This window comes from Alphaproteobacteria bacterium, from assembly GCA_017308135.1.
Lineage (GTDB): Bacteria > Pseudomonadota > Alphaproteobacteria > CACIAM-22H2 > CACIAM-22H2 > Tagaea.
The window spans coordinates 588,593-613,332 of sequence record JAFKFM010000007.1; the positions used below are offsets into that span (position 1 = coordinate 588,593).

Genomic DNA, 24,740 nt, shown 5'->3' on the forward strand with positions numbered 1-24,740 from the left:
CGCCTTCAAAGCCGAAGGCAGCAATCGGCCAGTAAAAAACGTGATGCGCGCATTCAGAACTGATGATTTCGCAGCCGCGCGGTTCGCTGCCAAAGATAGCGGCGAACAAGAACGTTGAGGCGCGCCCCGCATGAAGCTCGGTTTCTTCACCATGCCGATCCATCCGCTCGACAAGGATTGGCGGCAAAGTCTCCGGGAAGACCGCGAGGCGTTTCTGCTCGCGGACGAGCTTGGCTTCGTCGAAGCCTATGCGGGCGAACACGCGACCGATCTGTCGGAGAACATCACCTCGTCGGCGATGTTCCTCGCCAGCCTCGCCAGCGAAACCAAGCGCATCAAGCTGGGTACGGGCACCGTCAATCTGCCCAATTCGCATCCGGTGGGTGTGGCGGCGCAGATCGCGATGCTCGATCATCTGCTCGACGGGCGCTTCATCTTCGGTATCAGCCCCGGCGGCCTTCTGTCGGATGCGGAAGCGTTCGGAAATCTCGGCGCAAATCGCAACGAGATGTTCCTGGAATGCATCAACCACGTGCTCGCCTTGTGGTCGCAGGCCGCCCCTTACGAGCTCGCGGGCAAATATTGGAATATCTCGACGTCGCGCACGCTGATGACGGAGATCGGCCAAGGTTATGTACCGCGCCCGTTGCAACGCCCGCATCCCGAAATCGTCGTGACGGCCGTGGCGCCGTTCTCGAAGGGCGTCACCGAAGCCGCCGCGCGCGGCTGGGAGCCGATTTCGGCGAACTTCCTGATGCCCAATTGGGTGAAGACGCATTGGCCGCGTTACGTCGAAGGCTGCGAGCGCGCCGGGCGGCGCGTCGATCCGGCCAATTGGCGCGTGGCGAAAAGCGTGTTCGTCGCCAAGGACGACAAGACCGCGCGCGATTATGCGCTGGGGTCGAACAGCCCGTATCGCTTCTACTACAATCAGCTCGTCACCAAGCTGAAGAAGAACGGCCGCGCGGAATTGTTCAAAACCCATCGCGACCAGCCCGACGACGAAGTGACGACCGACAGCGTGTGCGAGAAGCTCATCATCCACGGCTCGCCGTCGAAGGTCGCCGAGGAATTGCTCGCCTTCCGCGAGGAAGTGGGCGATTTCGGTACGCTGCTTTATGCGGGCAAGGATTGGCTCGACCGCGATCTCGGCCGCAATTCGATGGTGCTGCTGGCCGAGAAGGTGCTGCCCAAGATCGACAGCGCCGAGCACAAGACGCGCGTCGCATGATCGCGGTCGCCCGCGACGGGTTCGCGCTGGCGACGCGCATCGACCGTGCCGCCAATCCGGCCGCACCCTGGATCGTGCTGTCGAATAGTCTCGCCGCCGATCATCGTATGTGGGACGCGCAGATCCCTTTGCTGACGCGCACGCACAATGTGCTGCGCTACGATACGCGCGGCCATGGTGCCAGCGGCGTGCCGAAGGGCCCTTATAGCTTCGCCGATCTGGTCGCCGATGCCGTCGCCGTGATGGATCATCACGGCGTGGCGAAGGCCGTATTCATGGGCCTGTCGCTGGGCGGCATGACCGGGCTGGGGATGGCCTTGGCCCATCCCGATCGCCTGTCGGCCTTGATCTGCTGCGATGCGCGCGCCGATGCGCCGCCGCCTTACGTTCAAGGTTGGCGCGACCGGATCGCCGCCATCGAGAAAGGCGGTATGGGCGCGATCGCGTCCGGCACGATCGAGCGCTGGTTCGGTGCGGCGTTCCGCGCCGCCCATCCCGAAACCGTCGCGCGTTTCGACGAAACGATCCGCACGACGCCGGTCGAAGGCTATCGCGGTTGTGCAGCCGCGTTGATGGCGCTCGATTATCGCAAGGACCTGCCGAAAATCGCGCTGCCTTGCCTGTTCGTGGTCGGCGCCGACGATCTGGCCGCCCCGCCCGACGCGATGCGCGATATGGCGCAGGCCGTGAAGGGGGCGGAATTCGCGATGCTCCCCGCCGCCGCGCATATCGCCAATGTCGAGAATGCGGTCGCTTTCGACCGCGTCATCGCCGATTTTCTGGCGCGGCTGAAATAGCCGCGCGATAAAAAGACGTATCAAGGGAACGCCGATGACGGGACTTCTGGCAGGCAAGACGGCGATCGTCGCCGGCGCCGATGGCGCGCTGGGTGCGGCGATCGTGGCCGCGTTCCTGACCCACGGCGCCAATGTCGTCGCGGGCGGCGCATACACGGGTGAAAAATCGTCGCGTTTGCGTGCCGGCGCGCTCGATCCGCGCGACCCGGATTCCTGGGCGCGGCTTGTCGATCTCGCGATTGCCGAATTCGGTGGCTTGACCACGCTGGTCAATACGGCACCGGACCCGGGCCGTGCGGGCGTCGAACAAACCAGCGAAGCCGAGTGGGACGGCACGATCGACGCCGATCTGCGCGGCGCTTGGCTCGGCATGAAAGCCGCGATCCCCGCGATCCGCAAATCGAGCGGCGGTGCGGTCATCAATACATCCTCGACCGCCGCGATGGTCGGCAGCGGGCATTCCGCCGCCTATCACGGCGCGATGGCGGGCGTGCTGATGCTCACACGCACCGCGTCGATCGAATACGCGACGCAAGGGATCCGCATCAATGCCGTGCTGCCGGGGCCGGTCGATCCGTCGCTCGCGGCGGGGCTCGACGCGGCCGCGCAAACGCGCTTCCTGCAGCTAACGCCGATGAAGCGTTTGGGCGGCGCCGACGAAATCGCTGGCGCCTATGTCTTTCTCGCCTCGGATCTCGCGACCTTCGTCACGGGGACCGGGCTGGTGGTCGATGGCGGCTATACCGCCGCGTGATCGCCGATAACGAACAAAAAGGAGACGTCATGACCGATCATCTTTGGTCCATCAATTCCGGCACGCTCGCCGGGTCCTTCGTCGACCGCGTCGCGGCGATGAAGGGGGCGGGTTTCCCCGCCGCCACGCTGTGGCACAGCGATCTGTTCCCGCTATTCGACGATCCCGACGGATCGATCATGGCCTTCAACAACAGCGGCATGAAGCTGTCGGCCTATCAGTTGTTGCGCGATCTGGAAGGCATGCCCGCCGACGTGCAGCGTCGCAAGCTCGACATCGCGCGCCAGCAGATCGGCCAGATCAAGCTGGTGGGCGGGGACATGCTCGTCCTCGGCTCCACCATGTCGCCCGCCGACAAGACCGATTGGAAGGGGGCGGTCGCGTCGATCCGGGCGCTGGGCGATCTCGCCAAGGCCGAGGGTATCCGTATCGGTTACGAGCCGATGTGCTTCAGCGAGTGGATCAACGATTATCGCCTGGGCTGGAAGCTGATCAAGGAAGTCGATCACAGCCATGTCGGCATGGTGCTCGACACCGCGCATATCTTCCTGCCCGGCCATCCGCTCGACGCGATCAACGAGATTCCCGGCGATAAGATCTTTCTCGCCGAGATCAACGATTTCGCGCAATCGAATCTGCCGATCCGCGAGCAGTTGCGGAACTACCGCCTGTTTCCGGGCGAAGGCGTGAAGCCGGTGCGCGAATACGTGGATCGCGTGCTCGCCACGGGCTATCGCGGCCATTTCGCGGTCGAGGTCTTCAACGCCACGTATCGCACCTTCGACGCGGCGACGGTCGCCAAGCGCGCCTATGCGTCGATGGAAAAACTCTTCGCGAAGAAGTGAGGCACGATATGTCCGTCCCCAAGATTTCCGAACTTCTGTCGCTGAAAGGTCGCGTCGCCGTCGTCACCGGGGCCGCGCGCGGCATCGGCTATTGCACGGCCGCGCGCTTCGCCGAGGCGGGGGCTTCGGTCCTGATCGGCGATCGCAACGCCGATGGCGCCAAGCAGGCAGCCGCCGAGCTCTCCAAGCAATACGGCGCCAAGGTGATCGGCGCCGAGCTGGACGTTCGCGCGGTCGACTCGGTCGAAGCGCTGGCCGACAAGGCGCTGAAGGATCTCGGCGCGCTCGACATCTGGATCAACAACGCGGGCGTGTTCCGGGGCGAGCCGCTGGTCGAAACAACCGACGAAGATTGGACAGCGATGTACGACGTCAATCTGCGCGGCGTGTTCTTTGGCAGCCGTGCCGCCGCCAAGCGCATGATCGCGGGTGCGGGGCGTCCCGGCCGCGTGATCGTCAATATCGCGTCGGTCGCAGGGGTGCGCGGGCGCGTCAGCTTGGGGGCTTACAGTGCAGCCAAAGCCGGCGTGCTGGGCTTGACGCGCTCGTCGTCGATGGAACTGGTCAAACACGGCATTCGCGTGTTGTGCGTCACACCGTCGATGGCCGAGACGCCGGGTGTCGCCGAAATGCGCGAAGCCGCGCGCAGCAAGGACAGCGACGGCGATACGGTCGCGGCGATGGAAAAGACGCTGCGCGCGTCCTTCCCGATGGGCCGTGCGGCGGAGGCCGACGAGGTCGCGCGCGTCGTGTTTTTCTGCGCCAGCGACATGGCCGCGTTTATGACCGGATCGAACGTCCTGGTCGATGGCGGATTGACCACCCGCTAGATCGCGGTCATCCCGCCATCGACGATCATCGCCGAGCCGGTCATGAACGACGCGGCATCGGAAGCGAGGAACGCGACGGCGTTGGCGATCTCCGCCGGGTCCGCCATGCGGCCCAGCGGCGTGTCGCGCAGCATCTCCTTGCGCCATGCGTCGGAGATGTTCTTGTTGCGCGGCGTGTCGACCAAGCCCGGATGGATCGAATTGACGCGGATTTTCTCGAGCCCGTATTGCGCGGCCGCCGTTTTGGTCAGCGCATGGATGCCGCCCTTGGCGCTGCAATAGGGCGCACCGCGACCCGTGCCGACGAGGCCCGAGGTCGACGAGGTATTGACGATCGAGCCGCCGCCCGCCCGGCGCATCGCCGGGATGCAGTGCTTCATGCCGAGCCACGTGCCCTTGAGGTCCACATTGATCGTGCCGGCCCAGCTCGCTTCCGTCGTCGCTTCGATTCCGTCGCGGCCTGGCACGCCCGCGTTGTTCACGAGCGTGGTCAATTTGCCGAACTCGGATTCCGCCGTATCGGCGATGCGCTGCCATTGCGCGGAATCGGTCACGTCGAGATGGCGATAGACGACGCGTTTGCCCCCAGCGAGCGCGTTGTAGCGCTCGGCGACGTCGCTCCCTTCGTCGTCGCGTACGTCGCCGATCACGACCATCGCCCCCAGCTTGACGAAGATCGCCGTGTAGGCGCCGCCCAAGCCTTGCGTGCCGCCGGTGACGATGGCGACCTTGCCGTCGAGCGTGAACAAGTTTTCCTCCGCTATATGCGCATGTTCGTTGGACCGCGCCGTTTATGACAAGAAGCGATTCCGCCCCCAAATCAAACGAACTACTCGCCCCGATTATCAAGGATAATGCGGGGAAGGGCGGCGGCGCGTATAGATTTATCCGAGATATCGCCCGGGAGAGAAACGATGCCGTTCTACACGCTGCAGGACGTTCCGCAGGAACTGGTCACGCCGAAGCATTCGACGGCGCTGGGCCGCCTCATCACCGGCAGCCAGGTCGAGTTCGGCATTTTGAGCTTTAAGGCGGGGCAGGGTGCTGAAATCCACTCCCACGATCAGGAGCAGATCGTCTACGTGCTCAAGGGCCGGATGAAGGTTTTCACCGAAGGCGAGGAAACGATCATCGGGCCGGGTCAGGCCGCGCATTTCCTGCCGAACGTGCCGCACGGCACGAAGATGCTGGACGACGTCGAAGCGGTGTCGGTCAAGGGCGTCATCGACGGCGTCGGCCATAAGACGACTTGAGTTTCGTCGGCGGCGCTTCCACCGCCGCGCGCGCCATGGCGGCTTGTTCGCTCCATGGCTGATTGAGGCGCGTCGTCTCCTCCGACAGGATTTCCGAGAAGGCTTGCGCCATCGGCGTGAGCGCGTGATGCGCCGATTCGATCTGGACGAGATCGAGCCAGAGCGGCGGCTCGTCCAACGGGTTCACGGTGAAGCGGCGCGGATCGACGTCGCTCGCCATCATCACGCCGGGCAGCACCGTCACCCAATCCGTCGTCGCGACGAAATCGAGCGTGCCCATCATCGCGTCGAGTTCGATCATCCGATCGACGCGCACGCCGTTGGACGTGATGTAGGTCTCGACGGTCTTGCGCCGCGAGTTCTGCGGCTTGGGCAGCACCAGTTTCATCGGCGGCAGATCTGCGAGGCGAACGGGGGCGAGATGTTCGCGCTTGTCGGTGGCGCGCGCGACCAACACTTCGCGCGTCCGCGCGAACAGGCGTTGGCGTAAGCCCGCACCCCCGGCGAAGGCGGGTACCACGGCGAAGGCGAGCGTGCCTGCGCGCACCTGTTCGGTCAGCACGCCGCTATAGGCTTCGACCACCTGCACCGACACGTTTGGATGCAACGCGATGAAACGCTCCAGTGCTGGGGCAAGCGCGCAGCGCGTCATCGTCGGCATCAGGCCGATCACGACCTCGCCGTCGGCCGCACCGCTGAACGGGCGCATCGTTTCCTTGGATGCGTTATAGGCGCGCAAGACTTCCAGACAGCTGCGGTAATAGACATCGCCTGCCGCTGTCGGCACGACGCTGCCCGCGGTGCGCGCGAAGAGCCGCGTACCAAAGCGTTCTTCCAGCTTGCGGATATGCTGCGACACGCCGGATTGGGTGGCGTGTTCGCGCGCCGCGGCGGCCGTAAAGGAGCGTTCTTCGTACGCCGCGACGAAGACGCGGATGTCTCGGATGCTTTGCGACATGGCGGGGGGCGCCCTGATGTTCGTCGTGGTCTCGAAAGGGGGCCGGCGATACTAGTCCAATGGCGTCTGCCCTGCCAAATCGGCCGCCATCATCATGAATCGTTCTGCGGCCAATCTTTTTTACTGATTGGGCAAGCCGAGGCGATTCCCTTAAGAGAATCGCAGGGATGAACGTGTCGAAGGGAGCGACGCGTCGGCGCCCGAAACGACCGGCCGAAGGGCCGGATGGGGCTGCCGGAGCGACGGAAAAACGGAAAACGATGCTCGCAAAGTCGCAGATCGATGCATACAATCGTGACGGCTACCTGGTTCTGGAGAACGTGCTTTCTCCGGCGGAAGTGGCGCGTCTGCGGGTCGGCGTCGACGCGTTCATGGCGGGTGCGCGCAAGGTCACGGCGCATGACGACATCTACGATCTCGAAGATTCCCATACGCCGGAAAACCCGCGCGTGCGCCGGATCAAGACACCCCATCGCCACGACGAGGCCTTCGGCCGTTTGGTGACGCATCCCGGCGTGATCGGCGCGCTCGCCGATTTGTGGGGCCCGGATATCCGTTTCGATTACAGCAAACTGAACATGAAATCGGCCGGCTTCGGCGCGCCGGTGCAGTGGCATCAGGATTGGGCGTTCTATCCGCACACCAACGACGACCTCGCCGCCGTCGGCGTGATGATCGACGATTGCGAACCGGATAACGGCCCGATGCTGATGATCCCCGGCTCGCATAAAGGGCCGATCCACGATCATCACGAGAACGGCCGCTTCTGCGGCGCGATCGATCCTCGCCAATGCGGGATCGATCTTTCCAAGGCCGTGCCGCTGACCGGCAAGGCGGGATCGATCACGATCCATCACGTCCGCACGGTGCATGGTTCGGCCGCCAACGAATCCGGCCGCGAACGCCGCCTGTTCCTGATGATGTATCGTGCGGCGGACGCGTGGCCGCTGCTCGGCTTCCCCGGCACGCTGGCCGATTACGATTCGATGATGGTCGCTGGTAAAACGTCGGTCGAGCCGCGCATGACGCAAGTTCCCGTGCGCCTGCCGCTGCCGCCCGCCGACAGCGAAGGCTCGATCTACGAAATGCAGAAATCCACCGCGCGGCGTTTCTTCGCCGCCGCCAAGGAAGCGGCGTCCGAACGCCGTATCGCCACCTGACCGGAGCCCTAATCCGGCAAACCCCCACTGCAAAAACCCCGAGGGAGGAATCGTTATGAAAAAATTGACAGTCGCTTTGGCCGCGTTGGGCCTTGCGGCGTTCGGCGCCGCCGGCGCCGTCGCGCAGGAATTCCCGACCAAGCCGATCCGCATCGTCATCCCGTTCGCCGCCGGCGGCGCCACAGATACGACCGCGCGCATCATCGGCGAAGGCATGCAGAAGGTTCTGGGTCAGCCGGTCGTGATCGACAACAAGCCGGGCGGGCTCGGCATCATCTCGATCGAGGAAATGGCGAAGGCCGCCCCCGATGGCTACACGCTGATGATGGGCAGCGGCATGGTCAACGGCGCCGTCGTTGCCGTGCACCCGAAACGCTTCACGATCGATTACGACCGCGACGTGACCGTCGTCGGCCGCGTCGCCGACGTGCCGGCCGTGTACGTCACGACGACGAAGAATTTCGACGTGAAGAACTTCAAGGAATTGATCGACTACGCCAAAGCGAACCCCGGCAGGATCCGCTACTGCTCTACCGGCGTCGGCACCGCGCTGCATATCGAAATGGCGATCTTCCAGCAGAAGCAAGGCGTGCGCTTCACCCACGTGCCGTATCCCACCGGACAGACCGCGCCGGACCTGATCAACGGCGATCTGCATTTCTGCTCGCTGAACATCATCCAAACGCGTCCGATGGTGGCCGCCGGCCAGATCCGTCCGATCATCATCACGACGGACGCCCGCCTGCCGGACTTCCCCGATACGCCGACGATGAAGGAACTGGGCATGCCGGAGCTCAACGCCAATTACTGGGGTGCCCTGTTCGCGCCGTCCAAAACGCCGCCGGCCGTGCTCGCCAAGCTGCACGAGGCGATCAACAAGGCGCAGGAGATCCCCGAAGTGAAGGAACGTTTCCGTTCCAACCAGATGATCCCCTACATCTCGCCGACGATCGAGGATGCGAAGAAGTGGAACGCGGCGGAAATCGACCGCTGGCGCACCAATTTCAAGAACTCGGGCATCACCGTCGAATGACGGCTTGATCCCGGCGCATCGAATGGCGGGCCGCTCCCTTCGAAAGGGGGCGGCCTTGCCGCTCGAGGCCCAGCCGCATTAAGTATGGCGGCGGGCAATCACGATCGGACGCGACGCACATGATCCACGCCTTACGCAAATATCACCGGCACGAAGATATGTTCTGCGGGATCGCGATGATCCTGTTTTCGGTCTTCATCATGTGGGTTGCGCGGGGCTATCCGGTCGGCAACGCCAGCGAGATGGGGCCGGGCTATTTCCCGCGCGCGCTGTGCGTCATCATCGCTTTTTTCGGCGGCGTTCTGATCATCGGCGATCTTCTGAAGACCGGTCCGCGCGACGCGCCGGAGGAGCGCCTGAAGGCGCGCCCGATCATCACCATCGCCGCGTCCTATATCGTCTTCGGCTTGACGCTGAACATTGTGGGCCTGTTGCCGGCCCTCGTGTTGCTGGTCGTCATATCCGCTTTCGCGATCCCTGGCCGGAAGTTCTGGGAAGTCGTTCTGCTCGTCGTCGCGATGCAGGCGATGGCGTTGTCGATGTGGTACCTCGTCCAAATCTCCGTGCCGCTGATCGGGAAGGCCTGACCTTTGGAAATGTTGGAGCATCTGGCGCTCGGCGCCTCGGTCGCGCTGACCATCAACGGTCTGATGTATTGCTTCCTGGGCGTGCTGGTCGGCACGTTGATCGGCGTGCTGCCGGGCGTTGGCCCCGTTTCGACGATCGCGATGCTGATTCCGCTGACCTATCAGCTCGCGCCCGCCGAAGGGCTGATCATGATCGCCGGCATCTATTACGGCGCCCAGTACGGCGGTTCGACGACCGCGATTTTGCTGAACATTCCCGGCGAGACGTCGTCGATCGTCACTTGTCTTGACGGCCATCCGATGGCCAAGCAAGGGCGCGCGGGCCCCGCTTTGGTCGTGTCGGCCGTCGGCTCGTTCTTCGCAGGCGTCGTCGGAATCATTCTGACCGCAGCACTGGCGGTGCCGCTCGCCTATATCGGCGCCAGCTTCGGCGCGCCGGAGTATTTCGCCTTGATGCTGCTGGGGCTGATCGGCGCGGTGGTGCTGGCACAAGGCTCGCCCTTGAAGGCGATCGCCATGGTCGCGGTCGGCATCATGATCGGTTTGGTCGGCATCGATATCGACACGGCGATCTGGCGTTTCACGTTCGGTCTGCCCAATCTCGCCGACGGATTGGATTTTGTGCCCGTCGCCGTCGGACTCTTCGGTATCGCCGATGTCGTGCGCGAGTTGTGCAAGACCGACGGTAAGCTCGGCAAGCTGTCGGTGATCGGCCGCTGGATGCCGACGCGCGACGACGTGAAGCGCGCCGTGCCCGCGTCGATCCGCGGCACGGTCATCGGATCGATTTTGGGCATTCTGCCCGGCGGCGGCGCCGGCCTCGCGTCCTTCGCGTCGTATATCGTCGAAAAGAAGATCGCGCGCGATCCCTCGCGTTTCGGCAAGGGCGCCGTGGAAGGCGTGGCGGGCCCCGAGAGCGCCAACAACGCCGCCGCGCAGACCAACTTCATTCCGATGCTCACGCTCGGCATACCCGCCAACGCGCTGATGGCGATGATGATGGGCGCGCTGACGATCCACGGCATCCAGCCGGGTCCGCATCTGCTCACGCTCAACGCCTCGGTGTTCTGGGGCCTCGTGATTTCGATGCTGGTCGGCAACATCATGTTGCTGATCATCAACCTGCCGCTGATCCGCCTCTGGATCACGCTGCTGCGCATCCCGTATCGCGCGATCTATGTCGGCATCCTCGTGTTCACGGTGATCGGCGTGTACACCGTCAACAACAGCGTGATCGACGTCTATCTCACCATTTTTTTCGGCGTCGTCGGCGTGGTTCTCTATCGCTACGGATTCGAGCCCGCGCCGCTGCTGCTCGGCTTCGTGCTCGGCAAACTGATGGAGACGAATTTCCGCAAGGCGCTGATCCAATCGGGCGGCGACTACATGATCTTCGTCGAACGCCCGATCGCGCTGGGTCTGCTGATCTTCGCGGCGGCGTTGCTGCTGATGCTGTTGTGGCCGCGTTTCTTCGGCACGCGCAAGTATATGTCCGCCACCTGACGGGGGGAGAGATCCATGAACGCGAAGCCCGCGCGCCTGTCGCACGCGCAGATCGAAGGTTTCGCACGCGACGGCGTGATCTTTCCGATCCGCTGCTTTCCCGAAAGCGCCATGGACGGTTACGCCGCCAAGTTCGCGGCGGCCGAGGAACGCGACGGCGGCAAGCTGCTGAAGCGCCATAACGAAAAGCCGCATCTTTTGATGCGTTGGCTCAACGATCTGATCCGCGATCCGGCGATCCTCGATCCCGTCGCAGATCTGATCGGGCCGGATATCCTGGTCTGGCAATCCGGGTTCTTCGCCAAAAAGCCGGGCGACGGCGGCTTCGTGTCCTGGCATCAGGATTCGACCTATTGGGGCTTGTCGTCGCCCGACGTCGTCAGCGCCTGGATCGCGTTCACGCCGTCGACCCCGTCGAACGGCTGCATGCGCGTCGTGCCCGGCAGCCACACGCGCGATCAACTGCCCCATGCCGACACGTTCGGCGAAGGCAACATGTTGAGCCGCGGCCAGGAAGTCGCCGTCGAGGTGAACGAGGCGGATGCGCTCGATATCGTCCTGAAGCCGGGCGAGATGTCGCTGCATCATGTGCGCATCATTCACGGCTCGAAGGCGAATACCGGTACGGCGCCGCGGATCGGCTTCACCGTGCGCTATATACCCACGCATCTGCGTCAAGTGTCGGGCGCGCGGGACAGCGCCACGCTGGTGCGCGGCATCGACAGATACGGGCATTTTGAGCACGAACCGATCCCGCGCGCCGATTTCGACGCCGAGGCGGTCGCGTATCACGCGCGGATGCTCGATTGGCAGGCGCAATTGCGCTACGCGGGTGCCGCGCGCGGACCGCAATACGAAGGGGCCCGCGGTTAGCGAGGGGCGATGGCGCGTATTTTCCTGATCCACGCTTTGCGCGAATCCGTGGCGCCGGCGCGTGCGGCGATGGAACGCGGCTGGCCCGATGCGCAGGTTTGCAATCTGCTGGACGACTCACTGTCCGCCGATCTCGCGCGCCTCGGCCGTCTGGACGATGCGATGATCAAGCGCTTCGTACGCCTGGGCCGTTATGCGCATGACGAAGGAGCCGACGGCATTCTGTTCACCTGTTCGGCCTTCGGCAAGGCGATCGAGGCTGTGAAAGCCGATCTGCCGATCCCAGTGCTGAAACCCAACGAAAGCGCGTTTCGCGCGGCGCTTTGGCATGGCAAGCGTATCGGCTTGCTGGTGACGTTCGTGGGTTCTCTGGCGCCGTTGTCGGCGGAACTGCGCGTGGCGGCGGGCGAGGGGCTGCAACTCGAAGCGCGTCTGGTCGAAGGCGCGTTGCAAGCGCTGGAGAAGGGCGACGGAGCCGCGCATGACCGTGCCATTGCCGTGGCTGCGGCGGCGTTGCCGCCGGTGGATGCGATCGTGCTCGGGCAGTTCTCGATGGCGCGCGCGGCGGTCAACGTTGCGCACGCCCATGTCTACACGACGCCCGACGCAGCGGTCGCCGAACTCAAAATGCTGGTCGGCCTGCGCTAGGCCCGCAAATTGCCGTTGTCATACATAAGGATGTGTGCTGCGCGGGCGATGCTGCGCGCGCGAAAGCGGCCAGCATCGGTCGGATCGTAAGTCGGCATACCAGGACCGATGCGGAATATCCGATCGTGTCGCATCCATAAAAGTAATGCCAAATGAAAAAAAACAGATTGTCCGGATCGCGCGAACGACGATAGCTAAGGGTCGATGATCGCCGTCGAGCGATCGCAAAAAATCAATCGGGAGGAGCGCGCACGCGCGTCGTGCGAACTTCATTCGAGTGCTTGAAATCAAAGTTTTGGCGGTATTTCCGGGACTTTCCGAGGGATCCGCCCGCTTCGTCCGTAGCCGTGAAGCGCGCCGCATTGGCGGCGGAGACGTCACTCCGGCGCCGTGATCGTGGCGCCGGCCGTAACAGGAGGAAAGCGTGTCGCAGAAGGCAACCGGCGTGAATTTCGTTGATCCGACGGCGGCGCTGGAGCGTCCCGAGCCGTCGGGATCGGCCGGGTTCTGGGCCAGCGATGTGGTGGCCGACTTGCTGCGCAAACTCGACATTCCGTTCGTGGCGCTGAACCCGGGCGCCAGCTTTCGGGGCTTGCACGACAGCCTGGTGAATCACGCGGGTAACGCCGATCCGCAGATGCTGCTGTGCCTGCACGAGGAACACGCCATCGCTATCGCGCATGGCTGGGCGAAGGTCACCGAGCGGCCGATGGGTGCAATCGTGCACAGCAATGTTGGCCTGATGCACGCGACCATGGCCATTTTCAACGCGTGGTGCGATCGCGTGCCGATGCTGGTTCTGGGCGCCACCGGTCCGGTCGATGCGACCAAGCGCCGCCCCTGGATCGATTGGATCCACACCGCCCGCGACCAGGGGGCGTTGGTGCGCCCCTACACGAAATGGGACGATCAGCCCGCATCGGTCGGCGCGATCGTCGAAGCGATGCTGCGCGCGACGATGATCGCGCGCACAGCACCTTGCGGGCCGACCTACATCAATCTCGACGCCGGTTTGCAGGAATCGAAAATCGACGCATTGCCGGCGATCCCCGACGTGGCGAGGTTCCAGCCGCCCGCACCGGCAGCACCGCATGCCGATCTCGTTGCCGCAGCCGCAAAGCTGCTTTCCGGTGCGCGTCATCCGGTGATTCTGATGGGCCGCGTGGGCCGCAGCGAGGCGTCGTGGGCGGCCCGCGTCGCGCTGGCGGAAAAGCTCGGCGCGCTGGTCGTGACCGACCTCAAGACCGCCGCGTCGTTCCCGTCCGCGCATCGATTGCATGCCGCCCCGGCGGGCACCTTCCCGGTGCCCCGTTCGCTGGAAGTGATCCGTCAGGCCGACGCGATCCTCAGCCTCGACTGGATCGATCTCGCCGGCACGCTGAAAACCGCGTTCGGCGACAAGGCGCCGCCGGCCAAGATCGTTCAAGTCTCGGTCGATGTGCAGATCCATAACGGCTGGAGCATGGATCACCAGGGTCTTGCCCCGGTCGATATCAATCTGCTGAACGAGCCCGATCCGGTCGTGGCGGCGCTGCTCGCGGCGCTTCCCGCCAAGGTCTCGGCCTCGCAGTGGCCGCAGGCGAAGGGCGAGGCGGGGCCGAAGGTGACGCCCGAGGATCAGCCCAGCGACACGGGCCTTATCACCATTCCCGAACTCGCCGCCGCCGCGCGCGAAGCGGTGAAGGGCCAGGAAAGCTGCCTGATCCGCGGGCCGTTCTCGTGGGCCGGGCATCTTTGGGAAGTGGCGCATCCGCTCGACTATCTCGGCATCGATGGCGGCGCGGGGTTGGGTTCCGGCCCCGGTATCGCCGTGGGAGCGGCCCTCGCGCTCAAATCGACGGACCGCATCGCGCTGTCGATTTTCGGCGATGGCGACTACATGATGGGCTGCCAGGCGATCTGGTCGGCGGTCCATTACCGGATCCCGCTGATCGTCGTCGTCGCCAATAATCGTTCGTTCTTCAACGACGAACTGCACCAGGAACGCATGGCGCGCGCGCGCGGCCGCGTGGTTGGCAACAAATGGATCGGCCAGCGCATCGCCGATCCCGACATCGACCTCGCCATGGTCGCGCGAGGGCAGGGTGCCGAAGGCATCGGCCCGATCCGCACGCAAGACGAATTGCGCAGCGCGATGCGCGAAGCGGTCGCGCTGTTCCGCAAGGGCAAGACCGTCGTGCTCGATGTGCGCGTCCAGCCCGGCTACGACCCCAACACGACCCGCGCGATGACCACCCTGAGCGAAAGCGCTTTGCCCGGTGCCGGCTCGGCCGGCCCCGATCGCGGCGCGAAAGGCTGAACGATGAAACGTCCGAGCTTCCGCACCGCTTGGGCGGCCGAAAAGCCGCTCGTCACGCCCCTGGCTCATGACGCGCTGACCGCGCGGCTGATCAAGCGCGCCGGTTTCAAGGCGTTCAATGTCGGCGGATCGACGCTGCTCGCCGCGCGCTACGGCCTGCCCGATGTCGGGCTGATCGGCCTGCGCGACATGATCGACGGCATGCGCGAACTCGCCGCCGCGACCGATCTGCCCTTCATGGCCGACGCCGACGACGGCTATGGCGACGTGAAGGCCGTGGCCAAGACCGTGATGGAATACGAAGCGATCGGCGTTGGCGGCATGCTGATCGAAGACCAGCTACGCGACGTGAAACGCCAGCGTGCGGAGAAATCCCTCGCCGTTGCCGACGACGCGGTGATCGAGGCGAAGCTGCGCGTGGCGCTGCAAACCCGCGCGTCGCGCGAGACGGTGATCATCGGCCGGACGGATGCCTATGGCGCGGTCGGTCTCGACGAGGCCTTGCGCCGCGCCGAACGCTTCCTGTCGTTGGGCGTGGACGGCGTGTTCGTCGCGGGCCTGCGCAAGGTCGAAGAATTGGAACGCGTCGGCCGCACGCTGCGCGGTGCCACACTGCTCGCCGCGATGTTCGAAGGCATGGATACGCCGTGGCTCACGCCCGCCGAACTCGGCGCCATGGGCTTTGCGCAGATTTCCTATCCCACCAGTTTGATTTTGCGCGTCGTCGGCGCGGTCGAGAAGGCGCTGGGCGATCTGCGCGCTTTCAGCCGGGGCGAGCGCGAAATGGAACGCCTGACGGGGGCGGCGGAAATTCGCGCCTCGCTCGACGGCGCCGTCGAACTCGCGCGCTGGATGGACATCGAAACCGGTTTCACCCCGCAAGGGCGAAGCGGCGAGTAGGCCGTTAACAAGTCGAAAAACAAACCAGGAGGAGAAAACCCAATGAAATTCTTCGCAAGCAAGACCGGCGCCGTGTTCGGCGCCGTGCTGGGGGCCGCGAGCTTGTTCGCCCTGAGCGGCACGGCGAACGCCCAGTTCAAGATCGTCGCCACGAATTACGGCGTGTCGGCCAACGGGATGCCCTTCGCCATCGCCGTCGAAAAGAAGATGTTCGACGCCGAAGGTATCCAGGTCTCCGAGATCATCACCTCGGCCGGCGGCGGCACGACTTTGCGCAACATGATGGCCGCGAACGCGCCCTACGCCGAAATCAATCCGGCCGCCGCGATCGGCGCAATCCAGGAAGGCCTCGATCTCAAAATCATCGCCGAGAACGTCCAGACGGTGGCCGAGTTCACTTGGTTCGTGAAGAACAACTCGCCGATCAAGACCGCCGCCGATCTGAAAGGCGCCAAGGTGGGCTTCAACAACCCGCGCTCGACCAGCGTCGCGCTGCTGGGCCTGCTGCTGGAAGGTGCGGGCCTGACCATGAAGGACATCAATCTGGTCCGCACGGGCGGCTTCGGCGAAAGCTTGACCGCGCTTGAAGTCGGCACGATCGACATGACGCCGATGACCGAGCCGCTGTGGTCGCAATATGCCGATAAGTATCGCGGCCTCGCCAAGGCCAGCGAAGTGCTGCCGCCGCTGTCCAACGTCGTCGCCGTCGCGCTCTCCAGCATCAGCGAACCTCAAAAGAAGTTCGTGGAAGCCGTGATCCGCGCGCGCCGCAACGCCGTCAAGTTCATGGAAGCCAATCCCGAAGAAGCTGGCGATATCGTGGCCAAGCACTACAATATCGACCGCAACGTGGCACGCGCGACGGTGAAGAACCTCGTCACCTCGCGCACCAACGGCATCCCCTATTGGGGCGAAGGCCGCATCCACTTTGCGGGCCTGGACCGCATGGTCAAGGCCCAGCAATCGGTCGGCGCCATTTCGGGTAACGTCGATCTGAAGTCGATCATCGACACCCGGTACTTGCCGGCCGATATCCGTGAAATGAACTAAGGCGGAATGACGCAGTGAAACGTGCAGACATCACGATCCGCGGCGTAACGAAGGTCTTCAACCGGGCTGGGGGCGGGGGCGACGTCCACGCCCTCGGTCCGGTGGATCTGGAGTTGAAATCAGGCGAGTTCTTCACCGTGGTCGGCCCGTCCGGCTGCGGCAAGTCGAGCCTGCTGGAACTCATCGCCGGCATCAGCACGCCGACGCAAGGCGAGCTGAGCTTCGAAGGCAAGCCGGTGAACGGCCGCGTGCCGGACGGCGTTGGCGTCGTATTCCAGGAGGACGCTTGCTTCCCCTGGATGGACGTCGCTTCGAACATCGAAGTGGGTCTGCACAAATCGGCCCTCAGTCAGGAAGAGCGCGCCAAGCGCATCGACGGCGCGCTCGACCTGATGGGGCTGAAGGATTTCCGTAAAGCCTATCCCGCCCAACTTTCGGGCGGCATGCGCCAGCGCGTGTGCATCGCGCGGACGATGGTCATGGCGCCGCGCCTGATCTTGCTCGACGAGCCGTTCGGTGCGCTCGATCAGCAGACGCGTCTGCTGATGGGCGACGAGCTCTTGAAGCTGTGGCGGCGCACCAATACGACGGTGTTTCTGATCACCCACGCGCTCGACGAAGCGGCGATGCTGTCCGACCGCATCGGCATCATGTCGTCGCGTCCAGGCCGCCTTATCGAGATCGTCGAGACGGGCTGGGAGCGCGAGCGTACCTCCGAAGTCGTGGAGCGGCCGGAGTTCGGGCGCATCACGTCCCATCTGTGGAAGACGCTGCGCGGCGAATCGCAAAAGGCGATCGGCCTTGCGGGGGCGAAGCCGTGAAGCGGCTTTCCCTTCTGCGGATCGGCGTGCTGGTCGCCGTTTTTCTGCTGCTGGAAGCGCTGTGCCGTGCGGGCATCATCGTGCGCTTCACGATGCAGCCGCCGTCCGAGATATTGCGCGACTTCTACCGCATCATGGTAAGCGGCCGCTTCAATGGCGCTATCGCCACGACGCTCGGCAATGCGGCGATCGCCTTTTCGATGGCGGTGTCGATCGGCGTGACCTTCGCGTTGATCGTGCATCGCCGCAAGGTGGCGCGCGAGGCGCTGGAGCCGCTCTTCGCGACCTATTATGCGATTCCCGTTCTCGCCTTCTATCCGGTTCTCATCATTCTGTTCGGCGTCGGCGATCTGCCGAAAATCCTGATCGCCTTCATGCTGGGCGTGATCGCGGTCATCACCAACACGCTGCACGGGCTCGATCGCGTGCCGGCGGTGCTGAGCAAGACGGCGCGCGTGCTGCAATATTCGCCCGCCGAAACCGCGTTCCGCGTGACGCTGCCCTACGCGATGCCCTACATGCTGACGGGCGTCAAATTCGCGGTCGCTTACTCGTTGATCGGCATCGTCGGGTCCGAGTTCATCATGTCGTCGGACGGCCTCGGTTTCGAGATCTCCTTCGCCTACAACAATTTCACGAACTCGGTCATGTACCCGCTGATCCTGCTGGTGGTGATCGTGGCGATCACGTTGAACCTATCGATCAGCTATTGGGAGAGGGTGATCCTCTCCCGCCGGGGCCTGCTATGACGAAATTCCTCAAGGAATGGCGCGGCGCGCTGATTCTTCTCGGTACGCTGTTCGTCGGTTGGCAGGCGCTTTATATGGCGACCGGCGAAATCGCGATGCGTTCGCCCTTGCAGACGTTGCGGTTCACGGCCGCGTTCCTGGCAAACGAGCGCTATTGGCCCGATCTCGCCGAAACCGCGCTGGCTTGCACGATGGCGGTCGCGATTTCGATCGGGGTCGGGTTGACGACGGGGCTGGTGCTGGGGGCGGGCAAGGTCGCCGGACAGATTTTCGAACCGATGCTGGTCACGGTGTATTCGATCCCCAAGCTCACGCTTTATCCCATCCTGCTGCTGCTTTTCGGTCTCGGCATGTCGGCGAAGGTCGCCTTCGGCGCGATCCACGGGATCATTCCGATCGCGCTGTTCACGCTCAATGCCGTGCGCAACATCAAGCCGGTGCTGATCAAGTCGGGCCGCGTGCTGCAATACGGGCCCGCCGATATGGCGACGAAAGTGCTGATTCCCGCAGCCCTGCCCGAGATCGTCACGGGCGTGCGTATCGGCTTTTCGCTGACGCTGATCGGCACGCTCTACGGTGAAATGTTCGCCTCGCAACGCGGGCTCGGCAATTTGCTGATGCGCGCGATCGGTCTACATCAGGTCGATATCATCATGGCGATCGCGCTGATCGTCACGGTCGTGGCCGCACTCGGCAGCAGCCTTCTATTGGCGCTCGACCGGCGTCTGCACGCGCGGGCGTGACCGGGGAGAATGCTCGCATGCGTAGACTTGAACATCTCAAGGCGATGCGTGCGTTCGAGGCGGCGGCGCGGCATTTGAGCTTCACCAAGGCGGCGGCGGAGCTTTGCGTCACCCAGGGCGCCCTCAGCCATCATGTCACGACGCTCGAGAATGCGTTGGGGACGAAGCTGTTCTTTCGTTACCATCGCGCCATCGCGCTGACGCCGAAGGGCGATGTGTTGTTCCGGCACCTGCGCGAGGCCTTCGATCTGTTGCAGGCGGGGCTGGATCAGGTTGCGGGCGAGCCCGCGTCGCCGATGTTGCGGATCAAGCTGCCGCCGACCTTCGCGATTCGCTGGCTGGTGCCGCGTTTGGCGCGGTTGCACGCCTTTCACGAGCGGCGCGACGTGCAGATCACCACGTCGCACCGGATGGTCGATTTCAGCCGCGAGGAAATCGACATCGCCATCTATTCGGGCGCTCAACCGCCCGATGGGCTTATCAGCAAGCGATTGTTCGGCGAGGAACTGACGCCGGTTTGCAGCCCGGCTTTGCTGAAAGCCTCGCCACCGCTGCGCCATCCGCGCGATCTGAAGGGCTGGACGCTATTGTGCTCGCTTCACCGGCCGAACGATTGGTCGAGCTGGCTCGAAACCGCGGGCGCGCCGGAGATCGACGGCGACGACGGCCTAAAATTCGAGAACTCCGCGCTCGCCTATCAGGCCGCGATCGACAATCTGGGCATCGCGATGGCGCAGATCGCCCTGGTCGAAGACGAGCTGCGCGCGGGCAAGCTCGTACGCCCGTTCAAGCACTCGGTGAAGACCGACGATGCGTATTTTATCGTCTATCCGCGCCGCTCGCGCGATCGTGCGGGCGTGAAATTCTTCGAGGAATGGGTGTTCCGGGAAGTCGAGGAGGCTCAAGCCGGCACTCGCACTGCGGCGCCGGAAAAACTGCCGGAACTCGGTTGAGAACGTTTCATGCGACGGGCCTTTTTCTGGTGTGAGCGGCGCGCGCACATCTGACAGAAATCGCGGTCAGGGTGGAGAAACGCTAGGTATTGCCGCGTCTCAAATGACAAGAACGCTGTTCGAAAAAATCTGGACGAGCCGTTTGGTCAAACGGCTGGACGATGGGCGCGATCTGTTGTTCGTCGATCGCCATGTGTTGCAGGAAACGACCTGCGCCACCGCCTTCGAAGGTCTGGCGCGGCGGGGCATTCCCGTGCGCCATCCCGAGCTGCACGTCGCGACGCAAGATCATATTCTGTCGACCGATCCCGCACGCACCGAAACGACGTTTCCGCCGGGCCGGGAATTGCTCGGCCTGATGCGCCGCAACGCGGCGGCGCACGGCATTCCGCTGTTCGGCGTCGAAGACCGGCGGCAGGGCATCGTCCACGTCATCTCGCCGGAGCTTGGGCTGGCATTGCCCGGCTGTATCTTGGCTTGCGGCGACAGCCACACCTCGACCGTCGGCGGCTTGGGCGCGCTGGGGATCGGCGTGGGGACGAGCGAGGTCGAACATATTCTCGCGACGCAGACCTTGGCGTTGCGCCGGCCCAAGACAATGCGCATCTGGTTCGACGGCGCGTTGGCGCCGGGCGTGAGCGCCAAGGATCTTATTCTGCACACGATCGGCAAGCTTGGTATCGACGCCGGAACGGGCCATGCGATCGAGTATGCGGGGCCCGCGATCCGCGCCCTCGCGGCCGAAGCGCGCTTGACCGTCTGCAACCTTTCGATCGAACTGGGCGCGCGGCTGGGCGTCATCGCGCCGGACGACGTGACCTTCGCCTATCTCGACGGGCGCGACTACGCGCCGCGTGGTGCGCAATGGGATGCGGCCGTGCGTCATTGGCGCACGCTCGCGACCGACGATGGCGCGGCGTTCGATAAATCCGCGACGATCGACGCGCGCGAAGTGGCGCCGCAGATCACCTGGGGGACGACGCAGCAAGATGTGGTCGGCGTCGACGGCGCGGTGCCCGATCCCGGCGCGTATTCCGATACGGGGCGGCGCGGTCTCGCCGCCGCCGCGATCGGCTATATGGGCTTGGCGCCGGGGCAGAAGATGGAAGGCCTGCCGATCGATGTCGCGTTCATCGGCTCGTGCACCAATGGCCGCTTGTCCGATCTGAAGGCGGCGGCGGAACTCGTGCGTGGCCGGCGCGTGGCGGACGGCGTACGCGCCTTGGTGGTCCCCGGTTCGACCGAGGTGAAGCGCCAAGCCGAAGCGCTGGGGCTCGACCGCGTGTTCGCCGATGCCGGATTCCAATGGCGCGCGGCCGGCTGCTCGATGTGCCTCAGCATCAACGGCGACGTCGTGGCGCCGGGTCAACGTTGTATCGCGACCTCGAACCGCAATTTCGAAGGCCGTCAGGGTCCGCGCGCGCGCACCCATCTCGCAAGCCCCGCCATGGTCGCGGCGGCGGCGATCGCCGGGCGGATCGTCGACGTCCGTAAGGTGATGGCATGACGCCGATGGCCAGCGTGACCGGTGCCGCGGCGCCGATCCTGAAAACAAACGTCAATACCGACATCATCATTCCCGGATCGTATCTGCGCTCTCAAAGTGCGGACCTGGCGCAGGGCCTGTTCGCCGCTTGGCGCTTCGACGATTCGGGCAACGAGAAGCCGGATTTCGTGCTGAACCAAGCGCCGTTCCGCCAAGCGAAGATCGTGCTGGCCGGCAACAATTTCGGCTGCGGCAGTTCGCGCGAAGCCGCCGTCTGGGCGCTGCAACGCTTCGGTATCCGCGTGGTGCTGGCACCGTCTTTCGCCGATATCTTCTACGAGAACGCATTCCGCAACGGTGTGTTGCCCGGCATCGTCGCGGCGGACGCGATCGCCGAAATGGCGGAAATAGCGGCGACCAATCCCGAATTCACCGTCGATCTCGACCGCAAGCTGGTGCTGCACGGCAACCGCAGCTGGGCGTTCGACGTGCCGGAATCCCGTCGCGCGGCTTTGATGCGCGGTGACGACGAGATCGGCATGACGCTGGCAATGGCGAACGAGATCGCGGATTTCCACGCGCGCGACGTCGCCGGTCGTGACTGGGCCTACGCGCCCATGGGCCGCGCACCGCGCGGCTGACGACAGCAATTCACGGGAGGGTACGCCGATGTCCGCAGCGCCGAAATTCGAGCCGATTCTGCGTGGCCGCAGCCATGTCTATTACGGCGGCGCTTGGCAGCGCGCCAATTCCGGCCGCGAAATGGAGATCGTCAGCCCGGCCACCGGTCAGGCTTTGGGCATCGTCGCGGAAGGCGACGCGACCGACGTCGATCGCGCGGTTGCCGCGGCCAAGGCCGCGTTCCCGGCGTGGCGCGATATGCCCGCCCGCCAGCGCGCCGAATTGCTGCGCGAAGCGGGCCGAATCGTGCGCGCGAATGCCGACGAATTGACGCTGATCGACGCGCTCGACAGCGGCAATCCCGCCAAGGGCATGCGTTACGACGTGATGCTGACGGCCGATTATTTCGACTACTTCGCCGGGCTCATTCTGGAACTGAAGGGGCATACGCTGCCGCTCGGGCCCGGCGTGCTGAACTACACGGCCAAGGAACCGTTCGGCGTCGTCGCGCGCATCGCCGCGTTCAATCACCCCACGCTTTTCGTTTGCGGGCGTGTCGCCGCACCGCTAGCAGCCGGCAATTGCGTCGTGGTTAAGCCCGCCGAGCAAACGCCGATCTCCGCAATCCGCATCGCCGAACTGCTCGGGCCGTTGTTCCCGCCGGGCGTACTCAATTTCGTGACCGGCGGGCGCGAAGTGGGGGCCGCCCTCGTCGCCCATCGCGACGTTTCGAAGGTGGCGCTGATCGGCAGCATCGCGGCCGGGCGCGCGGTGATGCGCGCCGCGGCCGATACGCTGAAAAGCCTCACCCTCGAACTGGGCGGCAAGAACGCCTTCATCGCCTGCGGCGACGCCGATCCCAAGGCCGTCGCGGCCGCGATGGTGCGGGGGATGAACTTCACGTCGGTCGCGGGACAATCCTGCGGCTCGCTCAGCCGCGTCTATCTGCACGAAGCGATCGCGGCAAAGGTCGAAGCGGCATTGCCCGAAGCGATGGCCGATTTGAAAGTCGGCATGCCGACGGATCCCGACGCGACGGTCGGCAGTCTCTCGACCGTCCAGCAATTCGACAAGACAATGGACTACATCGCCATCGGCAAAGCGGAAGGGGCGCGCCTGATCGCGGGCGGCAAGGCGCTGCGCGATGGCGACTTCGCCAAGGGATACTTCGTCGAACCGACCGTGTTCGCCGGCGTGACCGACGATATGCGTTTGGCGCGAGAGGAAGTGTTCGGCCCGATCCTCAGCCTGCTTACCTGGCGCGACGAAGCCGATGTGCTCGCACGCGTCAACGCGCTCGACGTCGGATTGACGGCGGCGGTATGGACGAAGGATATCGATCGCGGCCATCGCATCGCGTCGCGGATGGAGGCGGGTTACGTCTGGATCAACGACGTCAGCACGCACGAGATCGGGATGCCTTTCGGCGGCTTCAAGCAATCCGGCTTCGGCAAGGAAGAGGCGTTCGAGGAACTTCTCGGCTATACGCGCGAGAAAAACATCCATCTCAAATTCAAGATGTGAGTGACGCTTCGATTTGGCCAGAATTTTCCGTCGCCCCGCGAATCTGCCTTGGGATTCAATGGGGCTCTATGGGGTTTCTGCGGCGGAAAACCCAAGAAATATCAACGCGGCTTGACGGCTCTTAATCAGCGGGTCGTAGGTTTGAGCCCGGCTTCGCCCACCATCGGCGCTGACGGCGAACAGCGGTCGTGACGCGCACAAGTCCGTCTAGAGACGGATCCGGTACTCGCGAAGCGCGTTATCGCGGAACAGCTTCCGCTGGTCGGCTTCCGGCAGGTGGGCGACGATCTCCTTGAAGCCGTCGAAGATCGTATCGTAGCTGCTGCAGAGGCTGTCGACCGGGAAATTGCTGGCGAAGAGGCAGCGGTCGACGCCAAAGAGCTCGATGGCGGTCAGCACGACGGGTCGGTTGGAGGCGACGGTCCAAGTCTGCCCTGCCTCGCCGATGCCGGAAATCTTGATCCGCGTGTTCGGTTCGGCGGCGAAGGCAGCCAACCCTTCACGCCAGGCCGCGATACCCGCAGCACTGCGATCGTGGGGCACGCCGGTGTGGTTGAGCAGAATGCGAATATCCGGGAAGGCGCGCGCCAACTCGGCCGCTTCGTGAAGATGCCAGTAGGGCGTCTGCAACTCGTAGTGCAGCCCGTGATCGGCGAGGCGCGCATAGCCGCGTCGCCAGATCGGGTCGCCCATGGAGCCGGGTGCGCCTCTGACGATCTCCTTCGCCGAGCGCGAAGCCGCCGGCTTTTGGCGGATGGCGCGCATGAGCGGATAGGCGGCATGTCCCTTGAGCACCGCCGCGATGTCCTCCGTCTCGAAACGGGCGTGACCGATGCAGGCAGTCGGTAGGCCGTGGCGCTCGGCGATATCGTGGATCCAGCGCGTCTCGGCGACTTCCTGATCGTGCCGGACCTCGGCTTCCATGTGCACGCTTGCGATTACGTTCTGGCGGGCCGTGTCGCGGCGAAAGTCGTGCGGCAGATAGGAGCGGCGGATGGCGGCGTAGTCGCCGTATCGGAACGTCGCCAGCGGCGCATCCTCGAGCCACGGGTAGTGCAGGGGGCCGTCGAGGTCCCAGAAATGCTGGTGCGCGTCGACGATTTCGAAGCCTGACATGCGCGG

At 64.4% G+C, this 24,740-nt stretch carries 25 protein-coding genes; 22 read left to right on the forward strand and 3 right to left on the reverse strand.

Annotated elements, in window-relative coordinates:
- Window positions 1–130 precede the first annotated feature (130 nt).
- Genes J0H39_07290 through J0H39_07310 form a run of 5 tightly spaced genes read left to right on the forward strand, consistent with a single transcriptional unit; the run spans window position 131 to window position 4,457 of the window.
- Complete coding sequence (locus tag J0H39_07290) at window positions 131–1,231, forward strand: LLM class flavin-dependent oxidoreductase (GenBank protein ID MBN9496542.1); 1,101 nt, start codon at window positions 131–133, stop codon at window positions 1,229–1,231.
- On the forward strand, window positions 1,228–2,028 hold the full coding sequence (gene pcaD, locus J0H39_07295; protein MBN9496543.1) for a 3-oxoadipate enol-lactonase: 801 nt from the start codon (window positions 1,228–1,230) through the stop codon (window positions 2,026–2,028). The genes J0H39_07290 and pcaD overlap by 4 nt, the downstream gene beginning before the upstream one ends.
- Before the next feature lie 34 nt (window positions 2,029–2,062).
- Window positions 2,063–2,782 (forward strand): SDR family oxidoreductase, encoded by a 720-nt coding sequence (locus J0H39_07300; protein MBN9496544.1) that lies wholly within the window; start codon window positions 2,063–2,065, stop codon window positions 2,780–2,782.
- Between the two features lie 29 nt (window positions 2,783–2,811).
- A complete protein-coding gene (locus tag J0H39_07305; protein ID MBN9496545.1) occupies window positions 2,812–3,627 on the forward strand; it encodes a sugar phosphate isomerase/epimerase in 816 nt (271 codons plus the stop codon).
- Entirely contained in the window at window positions 3,624–4,457 is an 834-nt protein-coding gene (locus J0H39_07310) for an SDR family oxidoreductase (GenBank protein ID MBN9496546.1), read from the forward strand. Before J0H39_07305 ends, J0H39_07310 begins: the two co-directional genes overlap by 4 nt.
- Here the strand turns inward: J0H39_07310 and J0H39_07315 are convergent.
- Complete coding sequence (locus J0H39_07315) at window positions 4,454–5,206, reverse strand: SDR family oxidoreductase (GenBank protein ID MBN9496547.1); 753 nt, start codon at window positions 5,204–5,206, stop codon at window positions 4,454–4,456. The two genes, J0H39_07310 and J0H39_07315, sit on opposite strands and share 4 nt — an antisense overlap.
- A 165-nt stretch (window positions 5,207–5,371) precedes the next feature.
- On the opposite strand from J0H39_07315, the gene J0H39_07320 reads away from it, so the two are divergent.
- Window positions 5,372–5,710, forward strand: coding sequence for a cupin domain-containing protein (locus J0H39_07320; protein MBN9496548.1), 339 nt, complete (start codon window positions 5,372–5,374; stop codon window positions 5,708–5,710).
- On the opposite strand, the gene J0H39_07325 is transcribed toward J0H39_07320, so the two are convergent.
- Window positions 5,679–6,668 carry a LysR family transcriptional regulator gene (locus J0H39_07325; GenBank protein MBN9496549.1) on the reverse strand — a complete coding sequence of 330 codons (990 nt, stop codon included), beginning with the start codon at window positions 6,666–6,668 and terminating at the stop codon, window positions 5,679–5,681. The two genes, J0H39_07320 and J0H39_07325, sit on opposite strands and share 32 nt — an antisense overlap.
- Window positions 6,669–6,928: 260 nt before the next feature.
- On the opposite strand from J0H39_07325, the gene J0H39_07330 reads away from it, so the two are divergent.
- The 16 genes from J0H39_07330 to J0H39_07405 all read left to right on the forward strand — a co-directional run bounded on the left by J0H39_07330 (window position 6,929) and on the right by J0H39_07405 (window position 23,618).
- Window positions 6,929–7,828: a phytanoyl-CoA dioxygenase family protein gene (locus J0H39_07330; protein MBN9496550.1), complete on the forward strand. Its 900-nt coding sequence runs from the start codon at window positions 6,929–6,931 to the stop codon at window positions 7,826–7,828.
- 55 nt (window positions 7,829–7,883) lie between these two features.
- The gene (locus J0H39_07335; protein ID MBN9496551.1) at window positions 7,884–8,861 is read left to right on the forward strand and encodes a tripartite tricarboxylate transporter substrate binding protein; all 978 of its coding nucleotides are present in this window, start codon (window positions 7,884–7,886) and stop codon (window positions 8,859–8,861) included.
- Between the two features lie 119 nt (window positions 8,862–8,980).
- Window positions 8,981–9,448, forward strand: a complete 468-nt coding sequence (locus tag J0H39_07340; protein MBN9496552.1) for a tripartite tricarboxylate transporter TctB family protein — start codon at window positions 8,981–8,983, stop codon at window positions 9,446–9,448.
- 3 nt (window positions 9,449–9,451) lie between these two features.
- A complete protein-coding gene (locus J0H39_07345) occupies window positions 9,452–10,951 on the forward strand; it encodes a tripartite tricarboxylate transporter permease (protein ID MBN9496553.1) in 1,500 nt (499 codons plus the stop codon).
- Window positions 10,952–10,966: 15 nt separating this feature from the next.
- Complete coding sequence (locus J0H39_07350; protein ID MBN9496554.1) at window positions 10,967–11,824, forward strand: phytanoyl-CoA dioxygenase family protein; 858 nt, start codon at window positions 10,967–10,969, stop codon at window positions 11,822–11,824.
- Between the two features lie 9 nt (window positions 11,825–11,833).
- Complete coding sequence (locus J0H39_07355) at window positions 11,834–12,472, forward strand: arylsulfatase (GenBank protein ID MBN9496555.1); 639 nt, start codon at window positions 11,834–11,836, stop codon at window positions 12,470–12,472.
- 445 nt (window positions 12,473–12,917) lie between these two features.
- Complete coding sequence (locus J0H39_07360) at window positions 12,918–14,771, forward strand: thiamine pyrophosphate-binding protein (protein MBN9496556.1); 1,854 nt, start codon at window positions 12,918–12,920, stop codon at window positions 14,769–14,771.
- Window positions 14,772–14,774: 3 nt separating this feature from the next.
- Window positions 14,775–15,671 (forward strand): isocitrate lyase/PEP mutase family protein, encoded by an 897-nt coding sequence (locus J0H39_07365; protein ID MBN9496557.1) that lies wholly within the window; start codon window positions 14,775–14,777, stop codon window positions 15,669–15,671.
- A 42-nt stretch (window positions 15,672–15,713) separates the two neighbouring features.
- Window positions 15,714–16,721, forward strand: a complete 1,008-nt coding sequence (locus J0H39_07370) for an ABC transporter substrate-binding protein (GenBank protein ID MBN9496558.1) — start codon at window positions 15,714–15,716, stop codon at window positions 16,719–16,721.
- Window positions 16,722–16,735: 14 nt separating this feature from the next.
- Window positions 16,736–17,542 carry an ABC transporter ATP-binding protein gene (locus J0H39_07375; GenBank protein ID MBN9496559.1) on the forward strand — a complete coding sequence of 269 codons (807 nt, stop codon included), beginning with the start codon at window positions 16,736–16,738 and terminating at the stop codon, window positions 17,540–17,542.
- A complete protein-coding gene (locus J0H39_07380) occupies window positions 17,539–18,291 on the forward strand; it encodes an ABC transporter permease (GenBank protein ID MBN9496560.1) in 753 nt (250 codons plus the stop codon). Before J0H39_07375 ends, J0H39_07380 begins: the two co-directional genes overlap by 4 nt.
- Window positions 18,288–19,034 carry an ABC transporter permease subunit gene (locus tag J0H39_07385; protein MBN9496561.1) on the forward strand — a complete coding sequence of 249 codons (747 nt, stop codon included), beginning with the start codon at window positions 18,288–18,290 and terminating at the stop codon, window positions 19,032–19,034. Before J0H39_07380 ends, J0H39_07385 begins: the two co-directional genes overlap by 4 nt.
- Before the next feature lie 17 nt (window positions 19,035–19,051).
- On the forward strand, window positions 19,052–19,987 hold the full coding sequence (gene gcvA, locus J0H39_07390; protein MBN9496562.1) for a transcriptional regulator GcvA: 936 nt from the start codon (window positions 19,052–19,054) through the stop codon (window positions 19,985–19,987).
- Window positions 19,988–20,090: 103 nt separating this feature from the next.
- The gene (leuC, locus tag J0H39_07395) at window positions 20,091–21,494 is read left to right on the forward strand and encodes a 3-isopropylmalate dehydratase large subunit (protein MBN9496563.1); all 1,404 of its coding nucleotides are present in this window, start codon (window positions 20,091–20,093) and stop codon (window positions 21,492–21,494) included.
- Window positions 21,491–22,114: a 3-isopropylmalate dehydratase small subunit gene (gene leuD / locus J0H39_07400; GenBank protein ID MBN9496564.1), complete on the forward strand. Its 624-nt coding sequence runs from the start codon at window positions 21,491–21,493 to the stop codon at window positions 22,112–22,114. The genes leuC and leuD overlap by 4 nt, the downstream gene beginning before the upstream one ends.
- A gap of 28 nt (window positions 22,115–22,142) precedes the next feature.
- On the forward strand, window positions 22,143–23,618 hold the full coding sequence (locus tag J0H39_07405) for an aldehyde dehydrogenase family protein (GenBank protein ID MBN9496565.1): 1,476 nt from the start codon (window positions 22,143–22,145) through the stop codon (window positions 23,616–23,618).
- A gap of 207 nt (window positions 23,619–23,825) precedes the next feature.
- Here the strand turns inward: J0H39_07405 and J0H39_07410 are convergent, their stop codons facing one another.
- Window positions 23,826–24,734 (reverse strand): amidohydrolase family protein, encoded by a 909-nt coding sequence (locus J0H39_07410; GenBank protein MBN9496566.1) that lies wholly within the window; start codon window positions 24,732–24,734, stop codon window positions 23,826–23,828.
- Between the last annotated feature and the right edge of the window lie 6 nt (window positions 24,735–24,740).

Excerpts from the sequence above, each read along its gene's own strand:
- J0H39_07290 (MBN9496542.1), top strand. The coding sequence starts at position 131 with ATGAAGCTCGGTTTCTTCACCATGCCGATCCATCCGCTCGACAAGGAT.
- pcaD (MBN9496543.1), top strand. The coding sequence starts at position 1,228 with ATGATCGCGGTCGCCCGCGACGGGTTCGCGCTGGCGACGCGCATCGAC.
- J0H39_07300 (MBN9496544.1), top strand. The coding sequence starts at position 2,063 with ATGACGGGACTTCTGGCAGGCAAGACGGCGATCGTCGCCGGCGCCGAT.
- J0H39_07305 (MBN9496545.1), top strand. The coding sequence starts at position 2,812 with ATGACCGATCATCTTTGGTCCATCAATTCCGGCACGCTCGCCGGGTCC.
- J0H39_07320 (MBN9496548.1), top strand. The coding sequence starts at position 5,372 with ATGCCGTTCTACACGCTGCAGGACGTTCCGCAGGAACTGGTCACGCCG.
- J0H39_07325 (MBN9496549.1), bottom strand. The coding sequence starts at position 6,668 with ATGTCGCAAAGCATCCGAGACATCCGCGTCTTCGTCGCGGCGTACGAA.
- J0H39_07330 (MBN9496550.1), top strand. The coding sequence starts at position 6,929 with ATGCTCGCAAAGTCGCAGATCGATGCATACAATCGTGACGGCTACCTG.
- J0H39_07335 (MBN9496551.1), top strand. The coding sequence starts at position 7,884 with ATGAAAAAATTGACAGTCGCTTTGGCCGCGTTGGGCCTTGCGGCGTTC.
- J0H39_07340 (MBN9496552.1), top strand. The coding sequence starts at position 8,981 with ATGATCCACGCCTTACGCAAATATCACCGGCACGAAGATATGTTCTGC.
- J0H39_07350 (MBN9496554.1), top strand. The coding sequence starts at position 10,967 with ATGAACGCGAAGCCCGCGCGCCTGTCGCACGCGCAGATCGAAGGTTTC.
- J0H39_07355 (MBN9496555.1), top strand. The coding sequence starts at position 11,834 with ATGGCGCGTATTTTCCTGATCCACGCTTTGCGCGAATCCGTGGCGCCG.
- J0H39_07365 (MBN9496557.1), top strand. The coding sequence starts at position 14,775 with ATGAAACGTCCGAGCTTCCGCACCGCTTGGGCGGCCGAAAAGCCGCTC.
- J0H39_07370 (MBN9496558.1), top strand. The coding sequence starts at position 15,714 with ATGAAATTCTTCGCAAGCAAGACCGGCGCCGTGTTCGGCGCCGTGCTG.
- J0H39_07385 (MBN9496561.1), top strand. The coding sequence starts at position 18,288 with ATGACGAAATTCCTCAAGGAATGGCGCGGCGCGCTGATTCTTCTCGGT.
- gcvA (MBN9496562.1), top strand. The coding sequence starts at position 19,052 with ATGCGTAGACTTGAACATCTCAAGGCGATGCGTGCGTTCGAGGCGGCG.
- leuC (MBN9496563.1), top strand. The coding sequence starts at position 20,091 with ATGACAAGAACGCTGTTCGAAAAAATCTGGACGAGCCGTTTGGTCAAA.
- leuD (MBN9496564.1), top strand. The coding sequence starts at position 21,491 with ATGACGCCGATGGCCAGCGTGACCGGTGCCGCGGCGCCGATCCTGAAA.
- J0H39_07405 (MBN9496565.1), top strand. The coding sequence starts at position 22,143 with ATGTCCGCAGCGCCGAAATTCGAGCCGATTCTGCGTGGCCGCAGCCAT.
- J0H39_07410 (MBN9496566.1), bottom strand. The coding sequence starts at position 24,734 with ATGTCAGGCTTCGAAATCGTCGACGCGCACCAGCATTTCTGGGACCTC.